Genomic DNA, 22354 nt, shown 5'->3' with positions numbered 1-22354 from the left:
TGCTGGCGCCCGTTTCAAAACAAAGCGTGCGGCGCTTGTCGGGCTCATTGTGGATGAACGCAAACAATTTAGATGGCGGGTCGTTATTATCCAGAGATGGAAAGTAGCGGCCCGCTTTTTTTGCCTTCGGGCGTGCATTTAGCCCGAAGGTCAGCTAGAATAAAATTATCAAAACATGTTTAGAGGGTTAATTCATGACTATCAAAAAGCAAGCGATAATGATGCGTTTAGCACAACATTATAATCGACTCCAATCGGTAGCGGTCTATCAGATTATACAGCGGAGTTTAACATTGTTATTTCCATTTGTCTTGATTGGAAGTATCAGTCAACTCATCCAATTAGCACTTTTCGATCGAAATAGTTTTGTTGTGAAGGTGTTTCATCTGTCAAATTGGTTGAGTAAACGGAATATCTTGCAGATGATGTTTGATAGCATTACGAGTTTGACGTTGGGCATTGTTGCGGCCCTAGCAGCGATGTGTGCGGCGCGCTATACGGCTAAGCACTATCATCGGGATGAACAATTAGCCAGTATTACCGGCTTGATTGCTTATTTAATCTTAGCGTTACGGTTGACGCCGAATGAAGGCTTAGTATTCAACACCCAGATGTTGGGATTGGGGGGCTTATTTTTCGGCCTATTAGTCGGATATTTGACGGGCTTAGTGTTTAAAAAATTAGGGCGGCCGCACCGCCGCGATTTACCGTTGAATGGTTCAGCGGTTGGGCGATCGTTAGATTCGCTAGGAGCGATTTTATTAGTACTTGGCGTTATTTTAGGGTTGAGTGTCCTCTTAAATTGGTTGGCGATTTCCATTTTGCCAGATCAACTCATCTTACGATTACAATCACTAAAAGCAAATCAAACAGGGCTGCTCTTCACGTTAGGGACGAGTTTAGCGGCCACCGGCTTAACATTTTTTGGCTTGACGAGTATGCCGACGTTAGCGCAATTTGGGCGTGAGGGGATTGCTTCTTCGGCCAACTTAAACTATGCATTTAGTCAACATACTGCTTGGCATGTCCCGTATCCTTTTACCTTGGGGACTTTATATGAGCCTTTTGGGGCGATTGGCGGGACCGGTGGGACGCTAGCCTTAGTGATTGCCGTTTTCATCTTTAGCAAGCAAAAAGACTATCATTTGATTGGTCGATGGTCACTGTTGCCGGTTTTATTTAATTTTAATAGCGCAGTCTTAGTGGGAATGCCCATCATTGGGAATGGCTTATATGTGATTCCCTTCTTATTGGTGCCCTTGGTGAATATGGGAATTGCATCGGCGGCGGTTGCATTGCATTGCATGCCATCGGTGGTCTTCACGGTTCCGCTCGGGACACCAGGCTTATTGCAAGCGTTTATGGGAACCAACGGTAATTTAGGTGCATTGGCGGTGACCGTCGTGAACGTTGTCGTCGGTGTGCTGATTTACAAGCCGTTTGTCCAATTGGCAGATCAATTAGCACTGGCAAAGGAGGCGGCATAAATTGGCCAAATTAAGAAAAAAGAGTCTCTGGTTATTAGTCATTAGTTTGGTCCTAATTGGGGGCTTAACGTGGCCAGCTGCTCAATGGAGTCGCCAGAATGTGAACACCTTAGCTAAGCGACATGATTCACGTATGTCACCGGTGATCTTTATTCCTGGGAGTAGTGCCACCCAAAATCGGTTTGATGAATTAGTTGCTAAATTAAATACGAAGCGGGGAAAGCGTCACAGTTTATTGAAACTAACCGTGCATGAAAATAATAAGATTAGCTATTCAGGTGCAATTAGACCGCGGGATAATGAACCGTTTATCGTGGTTGGTTTTGAAAATAACAAGGACGGTTACAATAATATTCAAAAGCAAGCGAAATGGTTTTCCCTCGCGTTTAACGCGTTAACTAAGAAGTATCAATTTAATAACTTCAAAGCGGTTGGACATTCTAATGGGGGCTTAATTTATACAGCTTTTCTGGAAGACTATTTTAATCGCGATGATATTACAGTGAAGAAGTTAATGACGATTGGTTCCCCGTTTAACTTTGCTGAAACATCGATTACGCATAAGTCGCAAATGTTGACCGATTTCATTAAAAAGCGCAAGAACATTCCGACGAACTTGTCGATGTATTCAATTGCGGGAACGGAAAATTTCGAAAATGACGGGATTGTGCCTGCCCGCAGTGTCGAAGCGGGGAAGTACATTTATCAAGGGCAAGTTAAACACTACACCGAAATTACGGTGACCGGTGACCACGCCCAACACTCTGATTTACCACAGAATCAACAAATCGTGGCGTTATTAGAACAATATATTCTCAGCAAAAAGAACACAGGCAATACCCAACCACTACCCAAGAGTAAGGCGGAAACACCTTAAAAAAAGCCTCAGAGTAACAGCAAGACTGTTATTCTGAGGCTTTTTTGGGGCCTTAAGTCAAAATTCGGGTGACTTTTTTGAAGTGTACCGCTAAAAGGCAACACTAAGTGCTCGCAACGAACAAAATTGTTAGGTGACTTGTCTGGTAGGCATGAAGATAGTAAACTAAGCGTACTAAGGCTGAAAGTGGAGGAACTGTAGATGAGACGGAAAGTGACACCGATTTATCAAGACAGTTTTCAAAAGCGTTATTGGCGACAAATCATTATTGCCATTATCGCGTTATCGCTGTGCCTTGGGGGGGCCATCTGGTGGCTGAAACACCGTTCGGATCGGCCGAACGCGAGGCAGTATCCAATTCTAGGCATGCAGCTAAGTCAGTCAGATGGTTACCAAGATTTTGACGGGTTAAAAAAGGCCGGTATTCAGTTTGTTTATTTAAAAGCAACTGAAGGTGCCAGTTACAAGGATGATAATTTTGATACCAATTACAGTCGCGCCAGTGGGGCTGGTTTACGCGTAGGGATCTTTCATTTTTTTAGTTTTGATAGTTCACCTAAACGCCAAGCCGCCCAACTGTTTAAGTCAGTAGGCAGTCAGACGGGTGATTTGCCCATTATGATTTATTTGGATTACTATAACGACTATGCCCAACACCCGCCCGCACAAAAGAAAACGCAAGCGGCCCTAGCACAGCTAGTGACGTTGATTAATCAACATTATCACCAAAATTGTCTCATCGGTGGGGCACCAAGCCTGTTAAAACGGTATGTGCCCCACACAGGCACCTACCCATTGTGGCAAACTACGCGGAAACAACCGACATTGGCGACTAAGAATGGGTTCTGGCAATACACAACGGCTAGTCAGATTCCCAACAGTGCTAATCAGACTAACTATCAGTTAGCCGTTTTCACAGGCACCAAGCGACAATGGCAGACAATTCAATAGAAATGGAGCGAGCATAATGATTAAACACAAAGGCTGGTTATTATTAAGCGCAATCGTGGTGGTTTTCATCGGCGGTAGTTGGGGGATCCACAGCTATTACTACGGTGGAAAAGCCTATTATACGCAAATCGTGTCAAATGGCACGCGAATGGAAGAAAAGGATTCAGCAGGTAAAACGTTTGTCGATTACATCTATCAACAAGCAGCTTACAATGAAGATGGCGTTATTAAAAAAGTTGATTTCAATGGTAATAAAGCAACGCCACTGAAACGAAATGCGTACCTTAAATTAATCGTCAACAAAAATAAAGGTGTGGTTTCATGGGCCAAGGTTGCCAAAAGTGAAGTCCCAGAAAAAGCCCAAAAAATGTTGAACAAATCAAAATAACTAAAAAGGGCCACAACGATATGCGTTGTGGCCCTTTTTTGATTGCTATTCGATTGGATAATCCATATCTTCGGCTTCGTCATAAATTGAAACGGGCCGTTGGTTTTCACAAGTGATTTTTAATTGGTACCCGTAGTGATCGAGAAAGACTAACTCGTTTTCTGTGAGGGAAATGACTTGACCACTTAATGGTTTATGATCGATTTGCATCAATAAGTTCGGTGTAATCTCTAATGTGTGCCTTTTTCGGGTTTGTTTGTCGTTAAAAGACCAGTGGCCAGCGTAAAATGTCGCTATTTTACTCGCGTGAGTTGTCCGAACTTTTTGCTGATACTGTTGAATGGTTTGATTTAAAATAGATTGTGGTTTTTGAAATTTAAAAAATCGCATAAGTTACACCCCGAATAACTATTATTCTACCACGAAATAGTTAGTTTGCGGACAATTAATTATCGGACTTACGCCTGATTTTTCAAGGAGCGGTTAAAGAAATGAATCATAATGACGTTTTTGGTCATGAAAGACACTTTTCAATGGGCTTTTTGGGCTAATTCCCGTATACTGGCAGTATCAAATAAGGGAGCTGATTGAAATGCAAACACTTGGGATTATTGGAACTAACTGGATTACGGGGCAATTTGTTGATGCAGCCCGCGAATCGGACTCGTTTACGTTAACGGCCGTTTATTCACGAACAATGGAAAAGGCGGACCAGTTCAAAACGAAGTATCATGCCCCACAAGCAACTAGCTATACGGACTTAGCTGAGTTTATGAAGGCGAGTGAATTTGAAACCGTCTACATTGCATCGCCTAACAGCCTGCACTTTGAACAAGCGAAGCAAGCAATTTTAGCAGGTAAAAATGTCATCGTCGAAAAGCCGGCGTTTAGTAATCCAACTGAGATGGCAGCGATGCAGACGTTATTAAAGCAACATCCTGATCAATTCTTATTCGAAGCAGCGCGTCACATTCATGAGGCGAACTTCCAAATTGTTCAACAGACCATCAATGAATTACCTACAATTAATGGCGCCACACTGAGCTATATGAAGTATTCATCGCGTTATGACGCTGTTTTAGCAGGTGAAGAACCGAATATTTTCTCACCACACTTTTCAGGCGGGGCGTTACAAGATCTCGGTGTGTATGTTGTGTATGATGCCGTCAGCTGGTTTGGTGTGCCTGATTCGGTCGACTATCAAGCCGAATTGTTACCAACCGGGGTTGATGGTAAAGGGGTGGCCACTTTACGTTATCCAACCTTTAACGTCACATTGATTTTTGGCAAAACCGTTGATTCTTATCTAACGTCTGAAATTTATGGTGGCCAAACGACGATTATCCTCGATAATGCCGGCACAATCGGCAGTGTTGAACGCTACAGCGAAGGTGGGCAAAAGAGTGAGTCACTAGGGGAACCATCACTTGCTAATCCCATGATTGCTGAGGCAAAAAATTTCGCGGCGATGATTGCTAATCATGACACAAAACGGTATCATAAATTATTACAGTTAAGTGAATCGGTCAACCAAGTCTTATATCAATTAAGACAATCGGCCGGAATAACTTTTGATGCAGATTAACATGACGGAGGCAATACATGAGCGTTTCACCACTATTTCAAGCACTATGGGATGAACAAGGATTTACAGAAATGTCACCCATCCAAAAAGCAGTTTATCAACCACTGAAAAAAGACCAATCAATTCTAGGACTAGCACCCACTGGTTCCGGGAAAACGCTTGCGTTTTCATTACCATTATTAGAAAAAATTATGCCTGGTCAAGGGTTACAAGTCTTAATCTTGGCCCCTTCGCAGGAATTGGTAATTCAAACCCGGGATGTCATCCAACCTTATGCTAAGGCAATCGACTGTACCGTCCAAGCGATTACGGGGAAGGCTAACGTTAAACGCCAAATCGAACGGCTTAAGGCCAAACCAGAGATTATCGTGGCAACGACTGGGCGGTTGTTAGAACTAAGCGAACAACGGAAAGTGAAATTCCATACACTGCAAGCGATTATTATGGATGAAGCCGACGAATTATTGACGGATAGCGGGCTTTCAGAAACCCGCCATATTGTGCAAGAAGCACCTGCCGATGTGCAACTGGGTTTCTTTTCGGCAACATCAACCGATATCTTATTAGAATTGGAAACATGGTTTGGTGTGCCTATCGAAACAATTGACGTGCGTGGGATTGATAAGACAGGTGGGGAAGTGTTGCATGCATTTATCCCAACGGGTAACGCTCAAAAAGTGAACGTCTTGCGTCATTTAGCGCATCAAAAAAACTTTAGAGGGTTGGTCATTTTTAATCAATCCGCCCAACTACTGCAAGCCGCACAAACATTAAAACATCAAAAAGTAACGTATGCTGCCCTTTCAGGGCAAGGTCGCCAAACAGAACGCCAAAAAGCGCTCAAAGACTTCCGTGAAGGCAAGATTCAACTCTTACTGGCAACGGATGTGGCTGGCCGGGGCTTGGATATCACCGACTTACCGTATGTGATTAATTTTGATGTACCGAATGCAAAGATTACTTACATTCACCGGGCTGGCCGGACTGGCCGGATGGGGCGGACAGGAACCGTCTTAACGCTTGGTAATCAACATGACGGGCGGAACTTGCGTAAGTTATTGGCGCCTGAATACGATCTTGTAACCCGCTATTTAGTTGGTGATCATTTGGAAGCCGAAAAACCCATGGCATCTAAAGTTACGCCAATAAAAACAACTACTGATAAATCGCCGGCCGAACAGATAACAAAAGTGACGTCAGCGCCAAATTCCCATAAAACTAAAGTTGCACTAGCTCGCCAACAGCCAGCTACCCCATTAAAGCCCAAACATAAGAAAAACCGCCAACGAAATCAAAAGAATAAGGGTTACCATAAGAAAAATAATGACTAATGGTCTAATCCGGATTGCGCGCGAAACCTTAACAACTTGCTGAGGTTTCTTTTTTTTGGCTCGTCCGTTTGTGAAAAGGTTCTCAGGAATTAATTGACAAATTATAGGAAGCGTTTACAATATAAGTAAGAGTTTTCTTTCGCTTCGCGTATTGCGCTAGTGGTGGACTCGCACAATCACCGACCAATTTTTAAGTGCTTTTTAATTGAGTGGTTAGTTCTTTTTTTAATAGTTAGACCAATTAATGAAGGTGTCCGAAAGAGGTTGATGATGAGATGATCATAGGAGGTGCCATACGATGGCAGAAGAACAGAACTTAGAAGCAATTATGGGACTAATTATCAACGGTGGTAACGCTAAAAGCAGTTCAATGGAAGCAATTATGGCCGCTAAGAAAGGTGACTTTGAAACAGCAGCCGCTAAACTTGCTGAAGCAGATGCCGCTTTATCAGAAGCCCACAACTCACAAACCGATATGTTAACCAAAGAAGCAAGTGGCGATCACATCCAAGTGACATTGTTGACTGTCCACTCACAAGATCACTTGATGAACGCGATTACTTTCCGCGATTTAGCAGGCGAAGTCGTTGATGTTTACAAAAAAATGGCCGGCGTACCAGTCGATTAAAGTTTGGCTAATGGACAAAAGGGCTAGGGCAAAATAACGTTTGTTCGCGCCCTTTTTAGTTAAAAACAGCAAGCACCACATTGAAGAGAAGAGTGGGAACCGGATGGAAATTAAATTAAATTTAAAAATGCCTGCCAGTTATTTTTATCAGAAAATTTTGGAGTCAGTGTTGTTTGACATTAAGCAACAAACTGGCGATAAATTAACCACAGCGCAATTGCCGAATTATTCGTATCACAAGCAATTCGGCAAAAACCAAGCGACAGTGAAGATTACGCAACTGATTAAAGATCAGAGCTATCACTATGAAATGACTTCGACACGGGGGAGCTATCAATCCAGTTACGATATTTTTGCGAACGGGCCGCAGTCTATTGAAGTCATCTATCGCGAAAATGCTAAAGCAAATGGTAAGTTACAACAAACCAACGATAGGTTAATGGCATTTGTTATGGGGTTCATGCGTAAACGAGGTTTTAAGAAAATGTTGAAACAAATCGAAAAAACATATCAAGCAGAACAATAAGCAATTACTTTGAGAAAGGAGGCTGTTTAAGAATGGAATACCGTCAATTAGCACCATTTCCTAAAGATTTTTTATGGGGGGCAGCTTCTGCGGCCTATCAAATTGAAGGAGCCTACCAAGAAGCGGGGAAGGGTCGTTCGGTGTGGGATGAATTTGTCCGCATGCCAGGCAAAACGTTCAAAGGCACGAATGGGGATGTGGCGGTTGATCATTATCATCGGTTCGAAGAAGACGTGGCATTGATGGCACAGGCGGGGTTAAAAGCCTATCGCTTTTCAATTTCATGGCCCCGCGTATTACCAAATGGTAGAGGCCCTGTGAATGAGGCGGGCTTAGCCTTTTATGACCGTTTGATTAATGCGTTAATCGCTAATAAGATCGAACCGATTGTAACGATTTATCATTGGGACCTGCCGCAAGCGTTGCAAGCCGAATATGGTGGTTGGGAATCGCGCCATATTATTGAAGATTTTACCAACTATGCAAGGTTATTATTTGAACGCTTCGGTGACCGGGTTCAACATTGGGTAACCTTAAACGAACAAAATGTCTTCATCACCCACGGCTATTTAACAGCGGAGCATCCACCAGCAGTAACAGATGCTAAACGGACTTATCAAGCCAATCACATCGCAAACCTGGCTAATGCAAGTGTTATTAAATTATTCCATGAAAAAGGTTATCAAGGGGGGATTGGACCTAGTTTTGCTTACAGCCCGACGTATGCGTTGAATGCGGCCCCCGAAAATCAGCTTGCGGCTGATAATGCTGAACAAATTAATGCAGATTTATGGATGGACGTCTATGCTTGGGGCCGGTATCCCAAATTAGTAATGACCTACCTTGAACAAAATGGGATTGCACCGGAAATGACTGAAGCCGATCAAGCTTTGTTAGCCAATCCACTAGCGCATCCGGATTTCATGGGGCTCAATTACTATCAGACTATGACGGTCACGACTAATCCACTAGAAGGTGGTGTTGGATTGGCCAAGCAAAATACTTCTGGGAAAAAAGGCACCAGTCAAGCAAGCGGCTTACCAGGCGTCTACAAGACGGCTGATAACCCCTACATGCAACAAACAGACTGGGACTGGAATATTGACCCAGAAGGGCTGCGAATTGCATTAAGGCGGATTGAGAGCCGTTATGGGTTGCCTGTTTTAATTACGGAGAACGGGTTAGGCGCTTTTGACAGCTTACAAGAAGGTGGCCAAGTACACGATGACTATCGGATTGCGTTTTTAAAGGCACATATTCAAGCCATTCGAGAAGCGATTACCGACGGTGTTTCAGTGATTGGTTACACGACATGGAGCTTCACAGATTTATTAAGTTGGACAAACGGCTACCAAAAGCGCTACGGGTTCGTTTACGTTGACCGTGACGAAACAGAAGAAAGAGAACTCAACCGCTATTCCAAAGATAGTTTCTACTGGTACCAAAAAGTCATTAAAACAAACGGGGAAGTGCTATAGAGTATGGCAGGGTGCCATTTATATGTTGAGTCCCAATCAAGAACGATTAGGGAATGGCGATTTTAACGAATGAATAAAAATTTATCAAAATCAACTTTACAATTAAAAGAACAGATGCGACAATATGACTCATAGGCGTTCGTGGCTCAACTGGATAGAGCAATCGCCTCCTAAGCGATAGGTTGCGAGTTCGATTCTCGCCGGGCGCATTTTGAAGTCATTAGCGTAAAAAGCACACTAGATTAGCTAGTGTGCTTTTTAACTAGCTCAGTAGCATCAAGTCAAATGATTACGCTTTCACTTTCAGAAAGTTACGGATTTATGATTTATATCAGGTGAAAATATGTTAAAATAGATTCGTATTTAAAAATCGCAACACAAAAGTTGCAATTAATCTGGAGGCTTTTTCATGTCATTAGTTAATGGTACAGAAATCTTTAAAGCTGCTCGTAAAGGTCATTATGCTGTTGGTGCTTTCAACACAAATAACCTTGAATGGACACGTGCTATCTTAGGTGCTGCTCAAGAAACTAACACACCAATCTTGATCCAAACATCAATGGGTGCTGCTAAATATATGGGTGGTTACGAATTATGCAAGAACTTGGTTGAACAAACAATCAAGTCAATGAACATCACTGTTCCTGTTATCATGCATTTAGATCACGGTAACTACGAAGCTGCTAAAGAATGTATCGAAGTTGGTTACAACTCAGTTATGTTTGATGGTCATGATTTACCATTCGAAGAAAACTTAGCAAAGACAAAAGAAATCGTTGCTTTAGCACACGCTAAAGGCATCTCAGTTGAAGCCGAAGTTGGTTCAATTGGTGGTGAAGAAGACGGTATCATCGGTGCTGGCGAATTAGCTGACGTTGAAGAAGCTAAACAATTAGCAGCTGCTGGTCCTGACTACTTAGCTGTTGGGATTGGTAACATTCATGGTGTATACCCTGAAAACTGGCAAGGTTTAAACTTTGACCGTTTGAAAGAATTAGCTGACGCAATTGAATTACCACTTGTACTACATGGTGGTTCAGGAATTCCTAAGGAACAAATCCTTAAAGCAATTGAAATGGGTATCTCAAAAGTTAACGTTAATACAGAACAACAAATTGCATGGTCAAACGCTGTTAAAGAATACTATGCAGAAAACAAAGATCAAGCTGAAAAAGGCTTCGATCCTCGTAAAGTTCTTGCACCAGGTACAAAAGCAATCAAAGATACAGTTGAATCACGGATCGAATGGTTCGGGACACCAGCTGTTAAATAATTATTATTTTTCAAGAGTCCAACTTCGGTTGGGCTTTTTTTGATGGTCGCATACTTGATGGCTAATAAATAAGGCTGACCCAGAATGGGTCAGCCTTATTTATTGATGGCCACTCGTCACTTTTATGCCAATGATGCCAATCACCAGTAAAATAACGAATAACCAAGTTAATAAACTGAGTTGCTCGCGGAACAGGATCACCCCAACTAAGATAGCGCCGACTGCACCGATACCAGTCCATACCGGATAAGCGATGCTCAATGGGAGTCCCTTAGTAGCGCGAATCAAGAAAAAGAAACTGACAAGCATCCCAACCACGGTCAAGAGCGTGTAATTTAGTTTACTAAACCCATCGCTCATCTTCATCGTGGTTGCCCACCAAACTTCTGCCAAGCCTGCAATCAATAAGTTAATCCATGCCATCAATCGAACCTCCTAATAATATCGGCCACAAAAAAAGGCCAGCCAATCACTTCTTCTTTGACCTAATGAAGTGATTAACTGCCCGGTGGCAACGATTAAATTAAAATCAGTATAGCAAATTTTAGGCGAGAAGTGAAATTTAACCAATTGAACCGCCGATTAAGTAGGTGACGACCATGGTTAAAACCCCGGTTAAGACGTTGCGCAACACGCCTTTGAGTCGGTTGGCCTTACCGAGTGTCGCACTCGTGTAACCGGTCGCGATCAGTGCAAGAACAATTGAGCCAATAGTTCCACTGACTTTAAACGGATATGGGATTGCTAAGATGGCAATGATTGGCAACAATGAGCCCAACATGAACGAGAAAAATGAAGAAAAGGCAGCGTGCCATGGATTGAAGTAATGGTGTAATTCAATATTGTATTTTTCACGGAGCGTGATGTCGAGACTGTCTTTTTGCATGAACGCTGAAGCCACCTGATGTGCAAGCGGTGTGGGTAAGCCTTTTGATTCGTAAGTCCGTTGTAGGCTGACCACTTCCGCGTCGTATTCGTTTTGGATGGCTTCTTTTTGAAGTTCCATCATCGATTTTTGAGTGTCACGTTGCGTGCTGACCGAGACGTATTCACCACCACCCATTGAAAAGGCGCCAGCAAGCATCCCAGAAATACCGGCAAGAAAAATGGTGTACTGGCTCTGGTGTGCGCTAGCGACCCCCACAACGATCCCGGCTACGGAGATAATACCGTCATTTGCGCCGAGGACGCCGGCGCGGATAATGTTCAAACGTTCTGATAAGTGGAAACGGTGTTCAAGTGGTGTACTAGCGGATAATGCTTTCATAATGGCGGACTCCTCTGGTTGATTTAACTTCATTATAGCTAATTGAGAAGGATTATCAATCATTTTTGAGCAATTGTTCACAACAAAAGAATTGCATAAAACCCTTTATTGACGTACATACGAATCATTATTACTAACGAATAAGGACATAGTGAACAAAAAGTGGACCATCACACCGAGCCAACAAAAAAGGTGCGACAAAATTGACTTTGTCGCACCTTTTGGGATTATAAATGAATCAATGCGTGGTAGTAGAAAAATGCGGTTATGACGGTTAAGCCTAAACCAACGAGGCACACGATAATTAGGCGCCCAGCCGCTTGTTTCTGATAGATGCTATAAGCAGTTAGTCCAATGAAGAAGGTCGTCAGACAAATGCAAACGCCAAGGAGCATGAGCCATGTAATCATTAGTCAGCCCAGTCACCATTTCGGAAAATTGGCACAATCTGGCCATCGTGCGTTAAGCCATCAATGTTCATTTGACTTGAACCCACCATGAAGTCGACGTGGGCTTGACTACGGTTCAAGCCGGCCGCTTCTAATGCCTCTTCGGACATATCGGTGCCACCTTCGATTGAAAAGGCGTATGCAGAACCGAGTGCCAAATGATTGGATGCATTTTCGTCAAATAAAGTATTGTAGAAGGTGATTTTCGATTGTGAAATTGGTGAAGGATCTGGGACGAGTGCGACTTCCCCTAAGCGTTTGACGCCAGCATCGGTTTGTAAAAGTTTTTGTAAAACGGCATTGCCTTCTTCAGCTGTGGCTTTGATTACTTTGCCGTTTTCAAAAGTAAATTGTAAGTTGTTGAGCGTATTACCAGCGTAACTCAATGGTTTAGTAGAAGTGATGTAGCCATCAACGTTGTTGGCATCGGCTGCTGAGAAGACTTCTTCAGTAGGCATGTTGGCCATAAATGGTCGCCCATCACTACTACGGCTAGGACCACCCATCCAAATATGGTTTTCAGGTAAACCAATTGTCAGATCTGTACCAGGAGCCGTGTAATGGAGTGCTTTATATTGCGCAGCGTTTAACTCAGCGGCTTTGGCTTGCAATTTTTGACCATGTTGTTCCCAAGCAAGAATCGGATCTTCTTGATCAACGCGGGTTGTTTTAAAAATCTCTGTCCATAATTTAGCAGTGGCGGCTTGTTCATCCATATCAGGAAAGACTTTCTGCGCCCAAGCGGGGCTAGCTGCGGCAATCACGGTCCAACTATTTTTATTGGCTTGTGTAGCTTGCCGCACTTTAAGCATTGCTTGCCCGTTAGCTTTTTGAACCGCAGCGACCCGATCACCATCGAGGCCCTTAAGGTTATCAGGATTGCTCGACATTACAGAAATGCGTTTAGCGTTGTTGGCCAACCAATAATCGTATTCTTGTTTTTGGAAGTCGGGCACATTAACAAGGCGCGCGTGGGCTTTGTGTTGCATATGAAGCCGGTCGATCATGTCATCTTGCCATTTGATAATTACTTCAGCTGCCCCGAGATCGTAGCAAGCAGCTGTAATATCACGGGCTAGCTCAGCTTGATCAACAGCGATTTGTAAAACCACTGTATCACCAGGTTGGACGTTAATCCCTGTTTTAGCGACTAAAGCGGCGTATTTTTCAAGATTATGTTGGAAAGTAGTCATCAAAAATTCCTCCTTAAGGGCGATTTAATATGTTTATCATAGCACAAGGTGATTTAAAAAACTTGTAAAACAAATAAAAACGTTTTCTTGTTATTTAATTTTGTGGTAGAGTGACAGTAAGGACGATTGAAAACGGATTAAGTGGTTAAGGAGTGGGAGCGATGGCACGGACAAAACGGATTAAAGCGGAGCAAATTTTAGATAAAGCATACGAAATAGTATTAGCGGATGGTTTAAAAGCAATTACGGCCCGCAGCCTTGCAAAGGCGCTGCACTGTTCAACGCAACCAATTTATTTAGAGTTCGGTAATATGGCCAATCTCAAACAAGCGATTTTGGAACAAGCTAAGGCGCGTCTAGTGTGGTATGTTAGCGAAGAACAACGGGCAGATGATGCTTTAGTTAATCTCGGGATTGGCTTTATTCGCTTTGCTACCATTGAGCCAGAACTTTACCGTGCGTTATTTATTGATAACCACTTCGGTAAGGATGAAGCGCAACTTTTTATGCGGCAATTAACGCAGACTAACTTGCAAGACTATCAACCGTTAAAAGCGGTTAGTGAGCCAGAACATGAGCGGATTATCAATGAAGCTTGGATTATCATTACCGGCTTGGCGACACTCACCAATGCGCAGTTGGTGCACTATCGGGATGCAGAAATCGATGCAATCCTCAAACGAATGCTGAAGCAATGTTTTTTAAGCAGTTGAACGAAAAAATAACGCCGCGTCCCATGACTAATTGGGATGCGGCGTTATTTTTGAATTAATGTTCAGTTACTAAGCATCGGTAAACCTAGTTAAGGCAGCATGCTATTTCTTTTCTTTCACAATGTAGATTGGTCTGTTTTTAACTTCTAGGTAGATTTTACCGATATATTTACCGACAATCCCTAGGCATAGTAGTTGTAGACCGCCGACCATTAGGATTACTGAAATGAGTGATGGCCAGCCACTTGTCGGATCACCATAAATCAACGCCCGAATGATAATGAAGATTAATGCCAGCAGGGCAATCACGAATGAGAAAAAGCCGACGAATGACGCAATGGCTAATGGGGTTTCGGAGAAAGTCACAATCCCATCTAATGAGTATTTGAAGAGTCCCCAGAATGACCAACTAGTTTGGCCAGCGACCCGATCTTGATTCTTATATTCTAAGTATTTGGTATCAAAGCCGACCCAACTGAAAATCCCTTTTGAAAAACGATTGTATTCAGACATTTCTAAAATGGCATTGACCATCTGGCGGGTCATCAAGCGATAATCACGGGCGCCATCCACGATTTCAGTTTGCGAAATGCGGTTGATAATCTTATAGAATTGTTTAGCGAAGAACGAACGAACGGGAGGTTCACCCGCACGAGTTGTCCGGCGAGTACCAACGCAGTCATAACCTTCGACTTCAATGCCGTGAATCATTTCGGGTAGTAGTTCTGGTGGATCTTGTAAATCAACATCCATCACTGCAACGTAATCGCCAGTTGCAGCTTGTAAGCCAGCATATAAAGCCGCCTCTTTACCGAAATTTCGTGAAAATGAAATATAGTGTACGTGTTCAGGATCTTGTGCCTGTAGTGCGCGCATTTCCGTTAGACTTTTATCAGCAGAACCGTCATTAACGAAGATGTACTCGATACGATGGTCGGCTAAAGTCGCCGCTACTTGCTCAACTGCTGCGTAGAAAAGCGGAATTGATTCTTGCTCGTTATAACAGGGTACAATAATTGAAATCGTCTTAGTCATCTTAATCCTCCGAAGTATCCTTGAAAATCCATTTGCTAAATACATAGTTCGCTAAGATCACAATAATTTGATCTAGCACTTTAACCAGCATGTTGGGCCATGCCAATAATGAAATCCCAACAAACATAATTGCCGTATCCATTACAAATGATATACCACGGAAGAAAAAGAAACTAGTTATTTCACGGGAAAAATCCTTTAAAGTTGTATATTTTGACTGAAAAACCCATGTTTTATTGGTGAAAAAAGCAAACAGGACGGATAAGAACCAAGCAATCGTGTTGCTAACGAGATAATTCAGCGTTGTATAGTGGTCTAATCCGAAGAAGACGACCATGTTGACTAGCGTCGTTAAGACACCAAAGACCAGATACATTAATTGTTCCCAATATTTTTGTATGAGTTGTTGGATGGTTTTAATCATTGTGACCTCTTTTCAAAATGGCATTGTATCGCCGAAGAATCCGTCCACGGAGAGCCATTTGTTGTTCTGTTTTTTTGAAAGTGTAGCGGGTGGTGATGTAATTGACGATGCCAACGATTAATTGATCGATAATCTTAGCCGGCATACTCTGCCACCCTAAAAAGGAGATTGCGACAATCATCAAACCGTTATCTAAGAAAAAAGAAACACTGCGGAAAAAGAAAAACGAGAGGACTTCACGACAAACAGCGCCTAGTGTTGTGTATTTCGATTGAAACACAAGCGACTTATTGGTAAAAAAGCCAAATAAATTCGCGACCAACCATGCCATTGTGTTGGCAAGTAAATACTGCCAAATAATCGTATGGCGAAATACCCAGTAAGTAAAGATATTAACCAACGACGCTAAGCAACCAAAAACCGTATAGGTCAGAAAATCGCGGTATTTAAACAACAACCGTTTAATGAAAGCCATAAAAACAGCTCCTAGTTTGATTTATTAAGGGCCAAGAGACAAAAGAAAAGCCGCGGTAAAAGCGACGTAACCGCGGCTCAGGGAAAATTGGGTGAAACGTGCTTGATAAGCTAGGATCCGGTGCCTAGCTACGACCGGCAAACAGTCAACACGTTGGCTATTCACCAGACTAGGCGAGTGCTTGGATACTGACCAAGTTTATAACGCACGCTGTTTTGCAACAATCTCTGAGGCAAACTTTTCAAGATGTTCGATATCTTCGGCTTCTGCTGATAAATCGACTTTGACAACGTCAGATCCTTTCGTTGCGCCGGTTTGTTCGAAGACCGCTGCGAAATCATCAACAACTTTGCAGAAGTCATCATAGAAGGTGTCACCAGAGCCACAGACGCCGTATACTTTACCAGTTAGGTCAATATCCTTGAGGTCTTCATAGAAATCAACCGCTTCATCAGGAAGATCGCCATCATCGCCATAGGTATAGCTGCAGACAATACAGATGTCGCTATCTTCAAAATCGGTGGGATCCGCTTGTGAAATTTCAGTAGTTTCAACGGACACATTTAAATTTTCGAGGGCTTCTTCAACGATTTCGGCAATTTCCTCGTTATTGCCAGTCATACTTGCATAGACTATTTTAGCAGTTGCCATTATTGGGACTTCCTTTCACGTCCGTGGCGCTTAGTGCCACGGTTAACGAATTATACTATAAGGCATTATAGCAAAAGCCCCTTATTAAGAAAAGGTACAACAAGCCTTTCACGGTTAATTGAACTAAAAAGCGGCGGATTCGTCCATTTTAATGCCAGATAGCGTATACTATAATCGTAGTGATAATTAAAGGTAATCATGGTAACAATATTGGAGGTTTCATTTTGATCACATTAAAATCTGAACGAGAAATTAAAGGGATGGCTGCTTCTGGGGCCATCATCGCTGGTGTTCACCGCGGGTTACGCGAAATCATTAAACCCGGGATTTCAAGCTGGGCGATTGAAGAATTCGCAAACGACTACATCGAACAACATGGTGCCAAGGCGTCTGAAAAAGGCTTCGAAGGTTACAAATACGCAACTTGCGTCTGTGTTAATGAAGAAGTTGCTCATGCCATTCCACGGAAGAACTTAATTTTAAAAGAAGGCGACATTGTCAGTGTCGACATGACCGTTAACTTGGACGGGTACGAAAGTGATTCTTGCTGGACTTACGCGGTTGGGGAAGTTGCCCCTGAGTTACAAAAATTAATGGATGATACCCGTAAGGCGCTTTACTTAGGGATTGATCAAGCCGTTGTTGGCAATCGCTTAGGGGATATTGGCCACGCCATCCAACAATATACTGAAGTTGAAAACAGCTATGGGGATGTCCGCGAACTAATTGGGCACGGTATCCAACCAACAATGCACGAACAACCAAATGTCCCTTCATATGGTGAAGCTGGTAAAGGGTTACGCCTGAAAGAAGGGATGACCATCACGATTGAACCAATGGTCATCTTAGGTGGCACCTGGCACATCAAGTCCAAGGAAGTTCCTGGTGAAGATTGGGAATACTATGTATCAGCCGATGGCACCCCATGTGCGCAATATGAACATACCATTGCGATCACCAAAGACGGCCCTAAGATTCTCACATCACAAGATGCAGAAATGGATAAGCAATATTTACTATAGAATCAGAAACCTTCTCGAAATGAGAAGGTTTCTTTTTTTGTTTTCAGACAACTATTAGCCCTTAGTAAATTCGTGTATAATGAAACTAATTGATATTATTAAGAAGTCGTGTCATTAGCTATCCAGAATAAACGACTGACATCTAAAAGAGAATTTGGAGTGACATATGACAGTAGCGAATCAAGAGCAGGTACCGGTGGTAAAACAGGATTTATCCAGACGGCAGAAGTTGTTGGCGGTTGTCCGGTTAATGATGGTGCGTTCATCGGAAGCAAGCATCAGTGATAATGCGAAAGTAATTGCGTATTACTCGTTGTTATCGATTTTTCCATTATTAATTGTAATTGGGAATATCTTACCGTATTTTCAGTTAGATGTGATGAGCGTCGCGGGGTATGTGCAAACTGCGGTTCCGCCGACGATTTTCGATAAAATCATGCCGGTTCTCCAATCCCTATTGAAAAAGCGCAATGATGGCTTATTATCGGTCGGGATTTTGGGGACGTTGTGGGCCGCGAGCAGAGGGATTAATGCGTTAAAGAATAGCATCAACCGCGCGTATCGGGTTAAAAAAGTTCAGAATTTCGTTTTAAAACGGTTGATTTCGTTAGGCAGTACCCTATTATTACTGCTATTATTAGTCGGTTTAATTGTGATTTTTACGTTTGGACAACAAGTTTTAGAATTATTAGTCCCGATTTTTAATATTCCTAAGACGTACGTGAATATTTTCAGTAGCTTGAAATGGCCTGTGACAGGGCTTGCCTTATTCTTTCTGCTAATTTTCATCTACTTCTTTGTTCCGAATGTGGAAATGCGGTTGCGCAGCGTGTTGCCAGGAGCACTACTTACAACATTAGGATGGTTGATTCTTGCCCAAGCCTTCTCGCTGTATATCCGGTACTTTGGGACATCGTGGAATAGTTATGGCGCAATTGGTGCAGTAATCATTTTACTATTGTGGTTAAACTATTCGGCAACGATCTTGATGGTGGGGGCTGTGTTGAATGTCGTCATTGAAGAAGCACTCCATGGCCAAGTTAATGCCAGTCGCGGCAAGGTCCATGATTTCATAGCACGGCGACGAGAACAAAATGAATAACGGCAAATTATTCGATAAAAATAATAATTGCCCTTGATATACTGGAAGTATTCCAGAAAAGGATTTCTTTTTAAAGAAACTTATACTACAATAGTAAATATCGTGTTTAAAAATAATATAGAATATTATTAAACTTTTCACTTGTGTATTTCAAGGAGAGGATGAAGCAGATGAATTCCGAAGAATCAGAGATGAATCGTGAACAACGCCATCACCATCATCATCACAAACGCCATCGTAAAGGTTGGACTGTGACGAAGCTTATTTTAGTCATTTTGGGCGTATTAATTCTTGCGGGTGGGGCATTCGCAGCTAAGGTTTATATGGATGTTAATCAAACGGCTAAGACGGTTTATAAGCCAAAAGGCAAAACCCAAAACAAACGGAAAGTTTCAGAAAAAGTTGATTTGAAACAAAAGACGCCGTTTTCAATCCTCTTATTAGGTACCGACACTGGCGAGTTAGGCCGGACTGAAAAGGGCCGGACTGATACGATGATGCTCGCAACGGTTAATCCATCGACTAAAGAAACCAATATGTTAAGTATCGCCCGTGATTCACGCGTGCCAATCGTTGGTTACGGTCAAACGGCTAAGATTAACGCGGCTTATGCCTACGGTGGGATTCCAATGGCAGTCAATACCGTGCAAGCCTTCTTGAACGTCCCAGTCGATTATTACGTACTGGTTAACATGAAGGGCTTAGAACAGCTAGTGGATGCGGTTGGCGGCGTTACGGTCAATAATGATTTGGACTTCACCTATGAGGGGCACCACTTCGAAAAAGGAACGGTACAACTAGATGGCTCAACTGCTTTGAAGTTCTCACGGATGCGCTACGATGATCCACGTGGGGATTTTGGTCGGCAACTCCGGCAACAAGCAATTGTCCAAGCCGTTTTGAAGAAGGCAACCGCATTAAATATGGTGACAAACTATAATAAGATCTTACAGGTGCTAGCGAATAATCTGCAAACTAATATCACCTTGAAGGATGTCTTGAACATTCAGCAAAATTATGGGGATGCAATGAACTTCAAGACATTGCAATTGAAGGGGACTGGTCAGATGATTGACGGGCAATCGTTCCAAGTCATGAATCCAACTGAGGTCGCACAGATGTCAACGCGTTTACGGCAACAATTAGATTTAAAATAATTATGACGGAAGCTAACCAGCAATGGTTAACTTCTTTTCGTATGTGGCAAAGTAGTTATAATCGTTAATTAATTTTTGGAGGGTATCATGGAACAAACTATTAATATTGACCAGATCTTCGGCATCTTACGTAAGTATCGCCGCTTAATTCTATCGTCGACAGTGGTGTGTACATTACTAGCAATTGTGATTACATTCTTTCTCATTACACCACAGTACAGTGCTTCGACTGAACTGTTAGTTAATCGCAAGCAAAGTGGCGATGCTAATGTTCAATGGAACCAAGTTCAAACCGATGTCCAGATGATTAACACATACAAGGATTTAATTACGAAACCAGTCATTATGGATTCAGTGGCTAAGAAAATTAATAACGGCAGTAATCAGAAATTAAGTGAGACGGACATTGCTGAAATGATTAGTGTTTCCAATAATCAGAACTCACAAGTTTTCTCGGTGACGGCGAAAGCAGATAACGCTTATACGGCTGCTGATATTGCGAACACAACCGCACAAACCTTCCAAAATAAAGCACCGAAGATTATGAGTGGGACCGATAATGTCTCAATCATTTCTGAGGCCAAACCAGATTTAACGCCAGTTTCACCTAAGAAGAAATTGAACGTGTTAATTGGTCTTGTGCTTGGAATTTTACTTGGTGTCGGGATTGCCTTCTTGAGAGAGTTGACGGACAAGACGGTTAAAGACGAAAGTTTCTTAACCGATGAACTCGGCTTAACTAGTCTGGGGGTTGTCAATAATATTCCTGAAAAAGATTTAATTAAAAAAGCGATTATGAGCGTAAGTACCAGCCGCTTATCGAGAAGAGGGTAGAAAAAAATGAGATTATTTAGAAAAGAAAAAAAATTAGACCAAAATAGTATGCGAGAAGGGGTCGGGTTAATTACTTTAACAGATCCAACTTCAGTGATTGCTGAACAATTCCGGACGATTCGGACTAATATTCAATTCTCTTCGATTGATCAGAAACTACGCAGTGTGGTCTTCACCTCCTCAGGGCCTTCACAAGGGAAATCGACCGTCAGTGCAAATGTGGCAGTAACCTGGGCTGATCAAGGGGTCGATGTCTTACTTGTCGATGCCGATATGCGGCGGCCAACAGTTCATCAAACCTTCCAAGTACCGAATAAAAAAGGGCTAACGTCACTTCTAACCGAAGAAACTTTCGACTTAAATAGTGCGATTCAAAAAACGCCGGTGGATCATTTATTCGTTCTACCATGTGGTGTCGTTCCACCGAATCCATCAGAACTATTAAATACGAAGAAGATGGATAAATTAATTGCGGAATTGACAAAGCATTTTGACTTAGTGATTTTCGATGCACCGCCCGTTATTTCAGTAACAGATGCGCAGATTTTGGCAAGCAAAGTTGATGGGACAATTTTGATCACGCCACAGGGCATCGCTGACAAACGGTCAATCGCTAAATCAAAAGAATTATTAGAAGTAGTTCATGCCCGTATCTTAGGTACCATCATGAATCGGGTTAAAGCAGAAAATACAGGTGGCTACTATGGCGGTTACTATGGTGGCTACTACGGGACGGAAGAAAACAAGTAATAAAATAGCAAACTTGGGGGGAGTAAATAAATGGTGGATAATACTAAGGTGCAACAAGATGAAAGTTTTATTGAAAAAGATGTACTTGATAAAATTAAAGGAGAACCGATAGAATCATTAAGTTTTAGTTACCGTATAATAAAACGCTTTTTTGATATTATAATTTCCGGAGTAATGTTGCTTATCATTATTCCGGTTTTTGTCGTGTTTTCAATTATCTACTTGATAGGGGATAATAAGGGTCCTTTATTTTATCGGCAAGTTCGTGTAGGTCGTAACGGTAAAAAATTTAAAATGTATAAGTTTCGTTCAATGGTTGTTGACGCCGATAAGAAATTACTAGAGAATAAGGAACTTTATGCTAAGTATGTTGCAAATAGTTATAAATTACCTGCAGGGGAGGATCCGCGAGTTACAAAGTTTGGTAGTTTTATTCGAAGAACATCTTTAGATGAATTGCCACAATTTATTAACATCTTTATAGGTGACATGAGTATTATTGGTCCACGCCCGATAGTTGAAGAAGAACTAGCAGAGTATGAGACAACAGAGCGGATTAATAAACTATTGTCTGTTACACCAGGCGCAATGGGTTATTGGCAAGCTATTGGAAGAAGTAATATTGAATATCCTGAGAGATGTGAAGTCGAACTCTATTATGTTGATCACGCCTCATTATTATTTGATTTTCAAATTATTTTTAAAAACATTGTTAGTATTTTTAAAAATGATGGTGCATATTAAACTGGAAGTATGTA

At 42.2% G+C, this 22354-nt stretch carries 26 protein-coding genes and 1 tRNA gene; 18 read left to right on the top strand and 9 right to left on the bottom strand.

Going from position 1 to position 22354, the window contains the following annotated elements; genetic code table 11:
• Window positions 1-194: 194 nt before the first annotated feature.
• The 4 genes from J7Q78_RS05700 to J7Q78_RS05685 all read left to right on the top strand — a co-directional run bounded on the left by J7Q78_RS05700 (window position 195) and on the right by J7Q78_RS05685 (window position 3703).
• Entirely contained in the window at window positions 195-1487 is a 1293-nt protein-coding gene (locus tag J7Q78_RS05700) for a PTS transporter subunit EIIC (protein WP_208422016.1), read from the top strand.
• A gap of 1 nt (window position 1488) precedes the next feature.
• Window positions 1489-2364, top strand: coding sequence for an alpha/beta hydrolase (locus tag J7Q78_RS05695; protein ID WP_208422015.1), 876 nt, complete (start codon window positions 1489-1491; stop codon window positions 2362-2364).
• Window positions 2365-2565: 201 nt separating this feature from the next.
• Entirely contained in the window at window positions 2566-3315 is a 750-nt protein-coding gene (locus J7Q78_RS05690; protein WP_208422014.1) for a GH25 family lysozyme, read from the top strand.
• Between the two features lie 16 nt (window positions 3316-3331).
• Window positions 3332-3703 carry a YxeA family protein gene (locus J7Q78_RS05685; RefSeq protein ID WP_208422013.1) on the top strand — a complete coding sequence of 124 codons (372 nt, stop codon included), beginning with the start codon at window positions 3332-3334 and terminating at the stop codon, window positions 3701-3703.
• 45 nt (window positions 3704-3748) lie between these two features.
• On the opposite strand, the gene J7Q78_RS05680 is transcribed toward J7Q78_RS05685, so the two are convergent.
• Window positions 3749-4093, bottom strand: coding sequence for a DUF4828 domain-containing protein (locus J7Q78_RS05680; RefSeq protein WP_154242477.1), 345 nt, complete (start codon window positions 4091-4093; stop codon window positions 3749-3751).
• A 202-nt stretch (window positions 4094-4295) separates the two neighbouring features.
• Between J7Q78_RS05680 and J7Q78_RS05675 the strand changes: the two genes are divergently transcribed.
• The 7 genes from J7Q78_RS05675 to fba all read left to right on the top strand — a co-directional run bounded on the left by J7Q78_RS05675 (window position 4296) and on the right by fba (window position 10524).
• On the top strand, window positions 4296-5288 hold the full coding sequence (locus J7Q78_RS05675; RefSeq protein WP_208422012.1) for a Gfo/Idh/MocA family protein: 993 nt from the start codon (window positions 4296-4298) through the stop codon (window positions 5286-5288).
• Between the two features lie 17 nt (window positions 5289-5305).
• Window positions 5306-6619 (top strand): DEAD/DEAH box helicase, encoded by a 1314-nt coding sequence (locus tag J7Q78_RS05670; RefSeq protein WP_208422011.1) that lies wholly within the window; start codon window positions 5306-5308, stop codon window positions 6617-6619.
• Window positions 6620-6917: 298 nt separating this feature from the next.
• Window positions 6918-7247: a PTS lactose/cellobiose transporter subunit IIA gene (locus tag J7Q78_RS05665; RefSeq protein WP_154242474.1), complete on the top strand. Its 330-nt coding sequence runs from the start codon at window positions 6918-6920 to the stop codon at window positions 7245-7247.
• A gap of 103 nt (window positions 7248-7350) precedes the next feature.
• A complete protein-coding gene (locus J7Q78_RS05660) occupies window positions 7351-7773 on the top strand; it encodes a DUF3284 domain-containing protein (RefSeq protein ID WP_208422010.1) in 423 nt (140 codons plus the stop codon).
• 32 nt (window positions 7774-7805) lie between these two features.
• A complete protein-coding gene (locus J7Q78_RS05655) occupies window positions 7806-9251 on the top strand; it encodes a glycoside hydrolase family 1 protein (protein ID WP_208422009.1) in 1446 nt (481 codons plus the stop codon).
• 135 nt (window positions 9252-9386) lie between these two features.
• A tRNA-Arg gene (locus J7Q78_RS05650) sits at window positions 9387-9460 on the top strand.
• A 200-nt stretch (window positions 9461-9660) separates the two neighbouring features.
• On the top strand, window positions 9661-10524 hold the full coding sequence (gene fba / locus J7Q78_RS05645) for a class II fructose-1,6-bisphosphate aldolase (RefSeq protein ID WP_208422008.1): 864 nt from the start codon (window positions 9661-9663) through the stop codon (window positions 10522-10524).
• Between the two features lie 99 nt (window positions 10525-10623).
• Here fba and J7Q78_RS05640 read toward each other — a convergent pair whose 3' ends face one another.
• The 4 genes from J7Q78_RS05640 to J7Q78_RS05625 form a co-directional block, all read right to left on the bottom strand.
• Window positions 10624-10947 (bottom strand): DMT family transporter, encoded by a 324-nt coding sequence (locus tag J7Q78_RS05640; RefSeq protein WP_208422007.1) that lies wholly within the window; start codon window positions 10945-10947, stop codon window positions 10624-10626.
• A 139-nt stretch (window positions 10948-11086) separates the two neighbouring features.
• On the bottom strand, window positions 11087-11791 hold the full coding sequence (locus tag J7Q78_RS05635; protein WP_154242469.1) for a VIT1/CCC1 transporter family protein: 705 nt from the start codon (window positions 11789-11791) through the stop codon (window positions 11087-11089).
• Window positions 11792-12018: 227 nt separating this feature from the next.
• Entirely contained in the window at window positions 12019-12201 is a 183-nt protein-coding gene (locus tag J7Q78_RS05630) for a hypothetical protein (RefSeq protein WP_154242468.1), read from the bottom strand.
• Window positions 12201-13433: an aminopeptidase gene (locus J7Q78_RS05625; RefSeq protein ID WP_208422006.1), complete on the bottom strand. Its 1233-nt coding sequence runs from the start codon at window positions 13431-13433 to the stop codon at window positions 12201-12203. Before J7Q78_RS05625 ends, J7Q78_RS05630 begins: the two co-directional genes overlap by 1 nt.
• A 161-nt stretch (window positions 13434-13594) precedes the next feature.
• On the opposite strand from J7Q78_RS05625, the gene J7Q78_RS05620 reads away from it, so the two are divergent.
• Window positions 13595-14146, top strand: coding sequence for a TetR/AcrR family transcriptional regulator (locus J7Q78_RS05620; RefSeq protein ID WP_154242466.1), 552 nt, complete (start codon window positions 13595-13597; stop codon window positions 14144-14146).
• 102 nt (window positions 14147-14248) lie between these two features.
• Here J7Q78_RS05620 and J7Q78_RS05615 read toward each other — a convergent pair whose 3' ends face one another.
• The 4 genes from J7Q78_RS05615 to J7Q78_RS05600 all read right to left on the bottom strand — a co-directional run bounded on the left by J7Q78_RS05615 (window position 14249) and on the right by J7Q78_RS05600 (window position 16731).
• Window positions 14249-15181, bottom strand: coding sequence for a glycosyltransferase family 2 protein (locus J7Q78_RS05615; protein ID WP_154242465.1), 933 nt, complete (start codon window positions 15179-15181; stop codon window positions 14249-14251).
• Window position 15182: 1 nt separating this feature from the next.
• Entirely contained in the window at window positions 15183-15605 is a 423-nt protein-coding gene (locus J7Q78_RS05610) for a GtrA family protein (protein ID WP_208422005.1), read from the bottom strand.
• Window positions 15598-16080, bottom strand: coding sequence for a GtrA family protein (locus J7Q78_RS05605; protein WP_208422004.1), 483 nt, complete (start codon window positions 16078-16080; stop codon window positions 15598-15600). The genes J7Q78_RS05610 and J7Q78_RS05605 overlap by 8 nt, the downstream gene beginning before the upstream one ends.
• A gap of 198 nt (window positions 16081-16278) precedes the next feature.
• A complete protein-coding gene (locus J7Q78_RS05600) occupies window positions 16279-16731 on the bottom strand; it encodes a flavodoxin (RefSeq protein WP_154242462.1) in 453 nt (150 codons plus the stop codon).
• Between the two features lie 224 nt (window positions 16732-16955).
• Between J7Q78_RS05600 and map the strand changes: the two genes are divergently transcribed.
• The 6 genes from map (at window position 16956) to J7Q78_RS05570 (ending at window position 22340) form a co-directional block, all read left to right on the top strand.
• A complete protein-coding gene (map, locus tag J7Q78_RS05595) occupies window positions 16956-17753 on the top strand; it encodes a type I methionyl aminopeptidase (RefSeq protein WP_154242461.1) in 798 nt (265 codons plus the stop codon).
• 166 nt (window positions 17754-17919) lie between these two features.
• Window positions 17920-18855 carry a YihY/virulence factor BrkB family protein gene (locus J7Q78_RS05590; RefSeq protein ID WP_208422003.1) on the top strand — a complete coding sequence of 312 codons (936 nt, stop codon included), beginning with the start codon at window positions 17920-17922 and terminating at the stop codon, window positions 18853-18855.
• A gap of 170 nt (window positions 18856-19025) precedes the next feature.
• Window positions 19026-20012, top strand: coding sequence for an LCP family glycopolymer transferase (locus tag J7Q78_RS05585; RefSeq protein ID WP_235688061.1), 987 nt, complete (start codon window positions 19026-19028; stop codon window positions 20010-20012).
• A gap of 87 nt (window positions 20013-20099) precedes the next feature.
• Entirely contained in the window at window positions 20100-20846 is a 747-nt protein-coding gene (locus J7Q78_RS05580) for a YveK family protein (protein WP_208422002.1), read from the top strand.
• A 6-nt stretch (window positions 20847-20852) separates the two neighbouring features.
• Window positions 20853-21596: a CpsD/CapB family tyrosine-protein kinase gene (locus J7Q78_RS05575; protein ID WP_208422001.1), complete on the top strand. Its 744-nt coding sequence runs from the start codon at window positions 20853-20855 to the stop codon at window positions 21594-21596.
• 30 nt (window positions 21597-21626) lie between these two features.
• Entirely contained in the window at window positions 21627-22340 is a 714-nt protein-coding gene (locus tag J7Q78_RS05570) for a sugar transferase (RefSeq protein WP_208422000.1), read from the top strand.
• The last annotated feature ends 14 nt before the right edge of the window (window positions 22341-22354 follow it).

The sequence above is a fragment of the Latilactobacillus fragifolii genome (genome assembly GCF_905332535.1).
Lineage (GTDB): Bacteria > Bacillota > Bacilli > Lactobacillales > Lactobacillaceae > Latilactobacillus > Latilactobacillus fragifolii.
Note: the sequence above shows the minus strand (reverse complement) of the source record. Positions and strands in the feature narration are given on the sequence as shown.

Excerpts from the sequence above, each read along its gene's own strand:
- J7Q78_RS05700 (WP_208422016.1), top strand. The coding sequence starts at position 195 with ATGACTATCAAAAAGCAAGCGATAATGATGCGTTTAGCACAACATTAT.
- J7Q78_RS05690 (WP_208422014.1), top strand. The coding sequence starts at position 2,566 with ATGAGACGGAAAGTGACACCGATTTATCAAGACAGTTTTCAAAAGCGT.
- J7Q78_RS05685 (WP_208422013.1), top strand. The coding sequence starts at position 3,332 with ATGATTAAACACAAAGGCTGGTTATTATTAAGCGCAATCGTGGTGGTT.
- J7Q78_RS05680 (WP_154242477.1), bottom strand. The coding sequence starts at position 4,093 with ATGCGATTTTTTAAATTTCAAAAACCACAATCTATTTTAAATCAAACC.
- J7Q78_RS05675 (WP_208422012.1), top strand. The coding sequence starts at position 4,296 with ATGCAAACACTTGGGATTATTGGAACTAACTGGATTACGGGGCAATTT.
- J7Q78_RS05670 (WP_208422011.1), top strand. The coding sequence starts at position 5,306 with ATGAGCGTTTCACCACTATTTCAAGCACTATGGGATGAACAAGGATTT.
- J7Q78_RS05665 (WP_154242474.1), top strand. The coding sequence starts at position 6,918 with ATGGCAGAAGAACAGAACTTAGAAGCAATTATGGGACTAATTATCAAC.
- J7Q78_RS05660 (WP_208422010.1), top strand. The coding sequence starts at position 7,351 with ATGGAAATTAAATTAAATTTAAAAATGCCTGCCAGTTATTTTTATCAG.
- J7Q78_RS05655 (WP_208422009.1), top strand. The coding sequence starts at position 7,806 with ATGGAATACCGTCAATTAGCACCATTTCCTAAAGATTTTTTATGGGGG.
- fba (WP_208422008.1), top strand. The coding sequence starts at position 9,661 with ATGTCATTAGTTAATGGTACAGAAATCTTTAAAGCTGCTCGTAAAGGT.
- J7Q78_RS05640 (WP_208422007.1), bottom strand. The coding sequence starts at position 10,947 with ATGGCATGGATTAACTTATTGATTGCAGGCTTGGCAGAAGTTTGGTGG.
- J7Q78_RS05635 (WP_154242469.1), bottom strand. The coding sequence starts at position 11,791 with ATGAAAGCATTATCCGCTAGTACACCACTTGAACACCGTTTCCACTTA.
- J7Q78_RS05630 (WP_154242468.1), bottom strand. The coding sequence starts at position 12,201 with ATGATTACATGGCTCATGCTCCTTGGCGTTTGCATTTGTCTGACGACC.
- J7Q78_RS05625 (WP_208422006.1), bottom strand. The coding sequence starts at position 13,433 with ATGACTACTTTCCAACATAATCTTGAAAAATACGCCGCTTTAGTCGCT.
- J7Q78_RS05620 (WP_154242466.1), top strand. The coding sequence starts at position 13,595 with ATGGCACGGACAAAACGGATTAAAGCGGAGCAAATTTTAGATAAAGCA.
- J7Q78_RS05615 (WP_154242465.1), bottom strand. The coding sequence starts at position 15,181 with ATGACTAAGACGATTTCAATTATTGTACCCTGTTATAACGAGCAAGAA.
- J7Q78_RS05610 (WP_208422005.1), bottom strand. The coding sequence starts at position 15,605 with ATGATTAAAACCATCCAACAACTCATACAAAAATATTGGGAACAATTA.
- J7Q78_RS05605 (WP_208422004.1), bottom strand. The coding sequence starts at position 16,080 with ATGGCTTTCATTAAACGGTTGTTGTTTAAATACCGCGATTTTCTGACC.
- J7Q78_RS05600 (WP_154242462.1), bottom strand. The coding sequence starts at position 16,731 with ATGGCAACTGCTAAAATAGTCTATGCAAGTATGACTGGCAATAACGAG.
- J7Q78_RS05590 (WP_208422003.1), top strand. The coding sequence starts at position 17,920 with ATGACAGTAGCGAATCAAGAGCAGGTACCGGTGGTAAAACAGGATTTA.
- J7Q78_RS05585 (WP_235688061.1), top strand. The coding sequence starts at position 19,026 with ATGAATTCCGAAGAATCAGAGATGAATCGTGAACAACGCCATCACCAT.
- J7Q78_RS05580 (WP_208422002.1), top strand. The coding sequence starts at position 20,100 with ATGGAACAAACTATTAATATTGACCAGATCTTCGGCATCTTACGTAAG.
- J7Q78_RS05575 (WP_208422001.1), top strand. The coding sequence starts at position 20,853 with ATGAGATTATTTAGAAAAGAAAAAAAATTAGACCAAAATAGTATGCGA.
- J7Q78_RS05570 (WP_208422000.1), top strand. The coding sequence starts at position 21,627 with ATGGTGGATAATACTAAGGTGCAACAAGATGAAAGTTTTATTGAAAAA.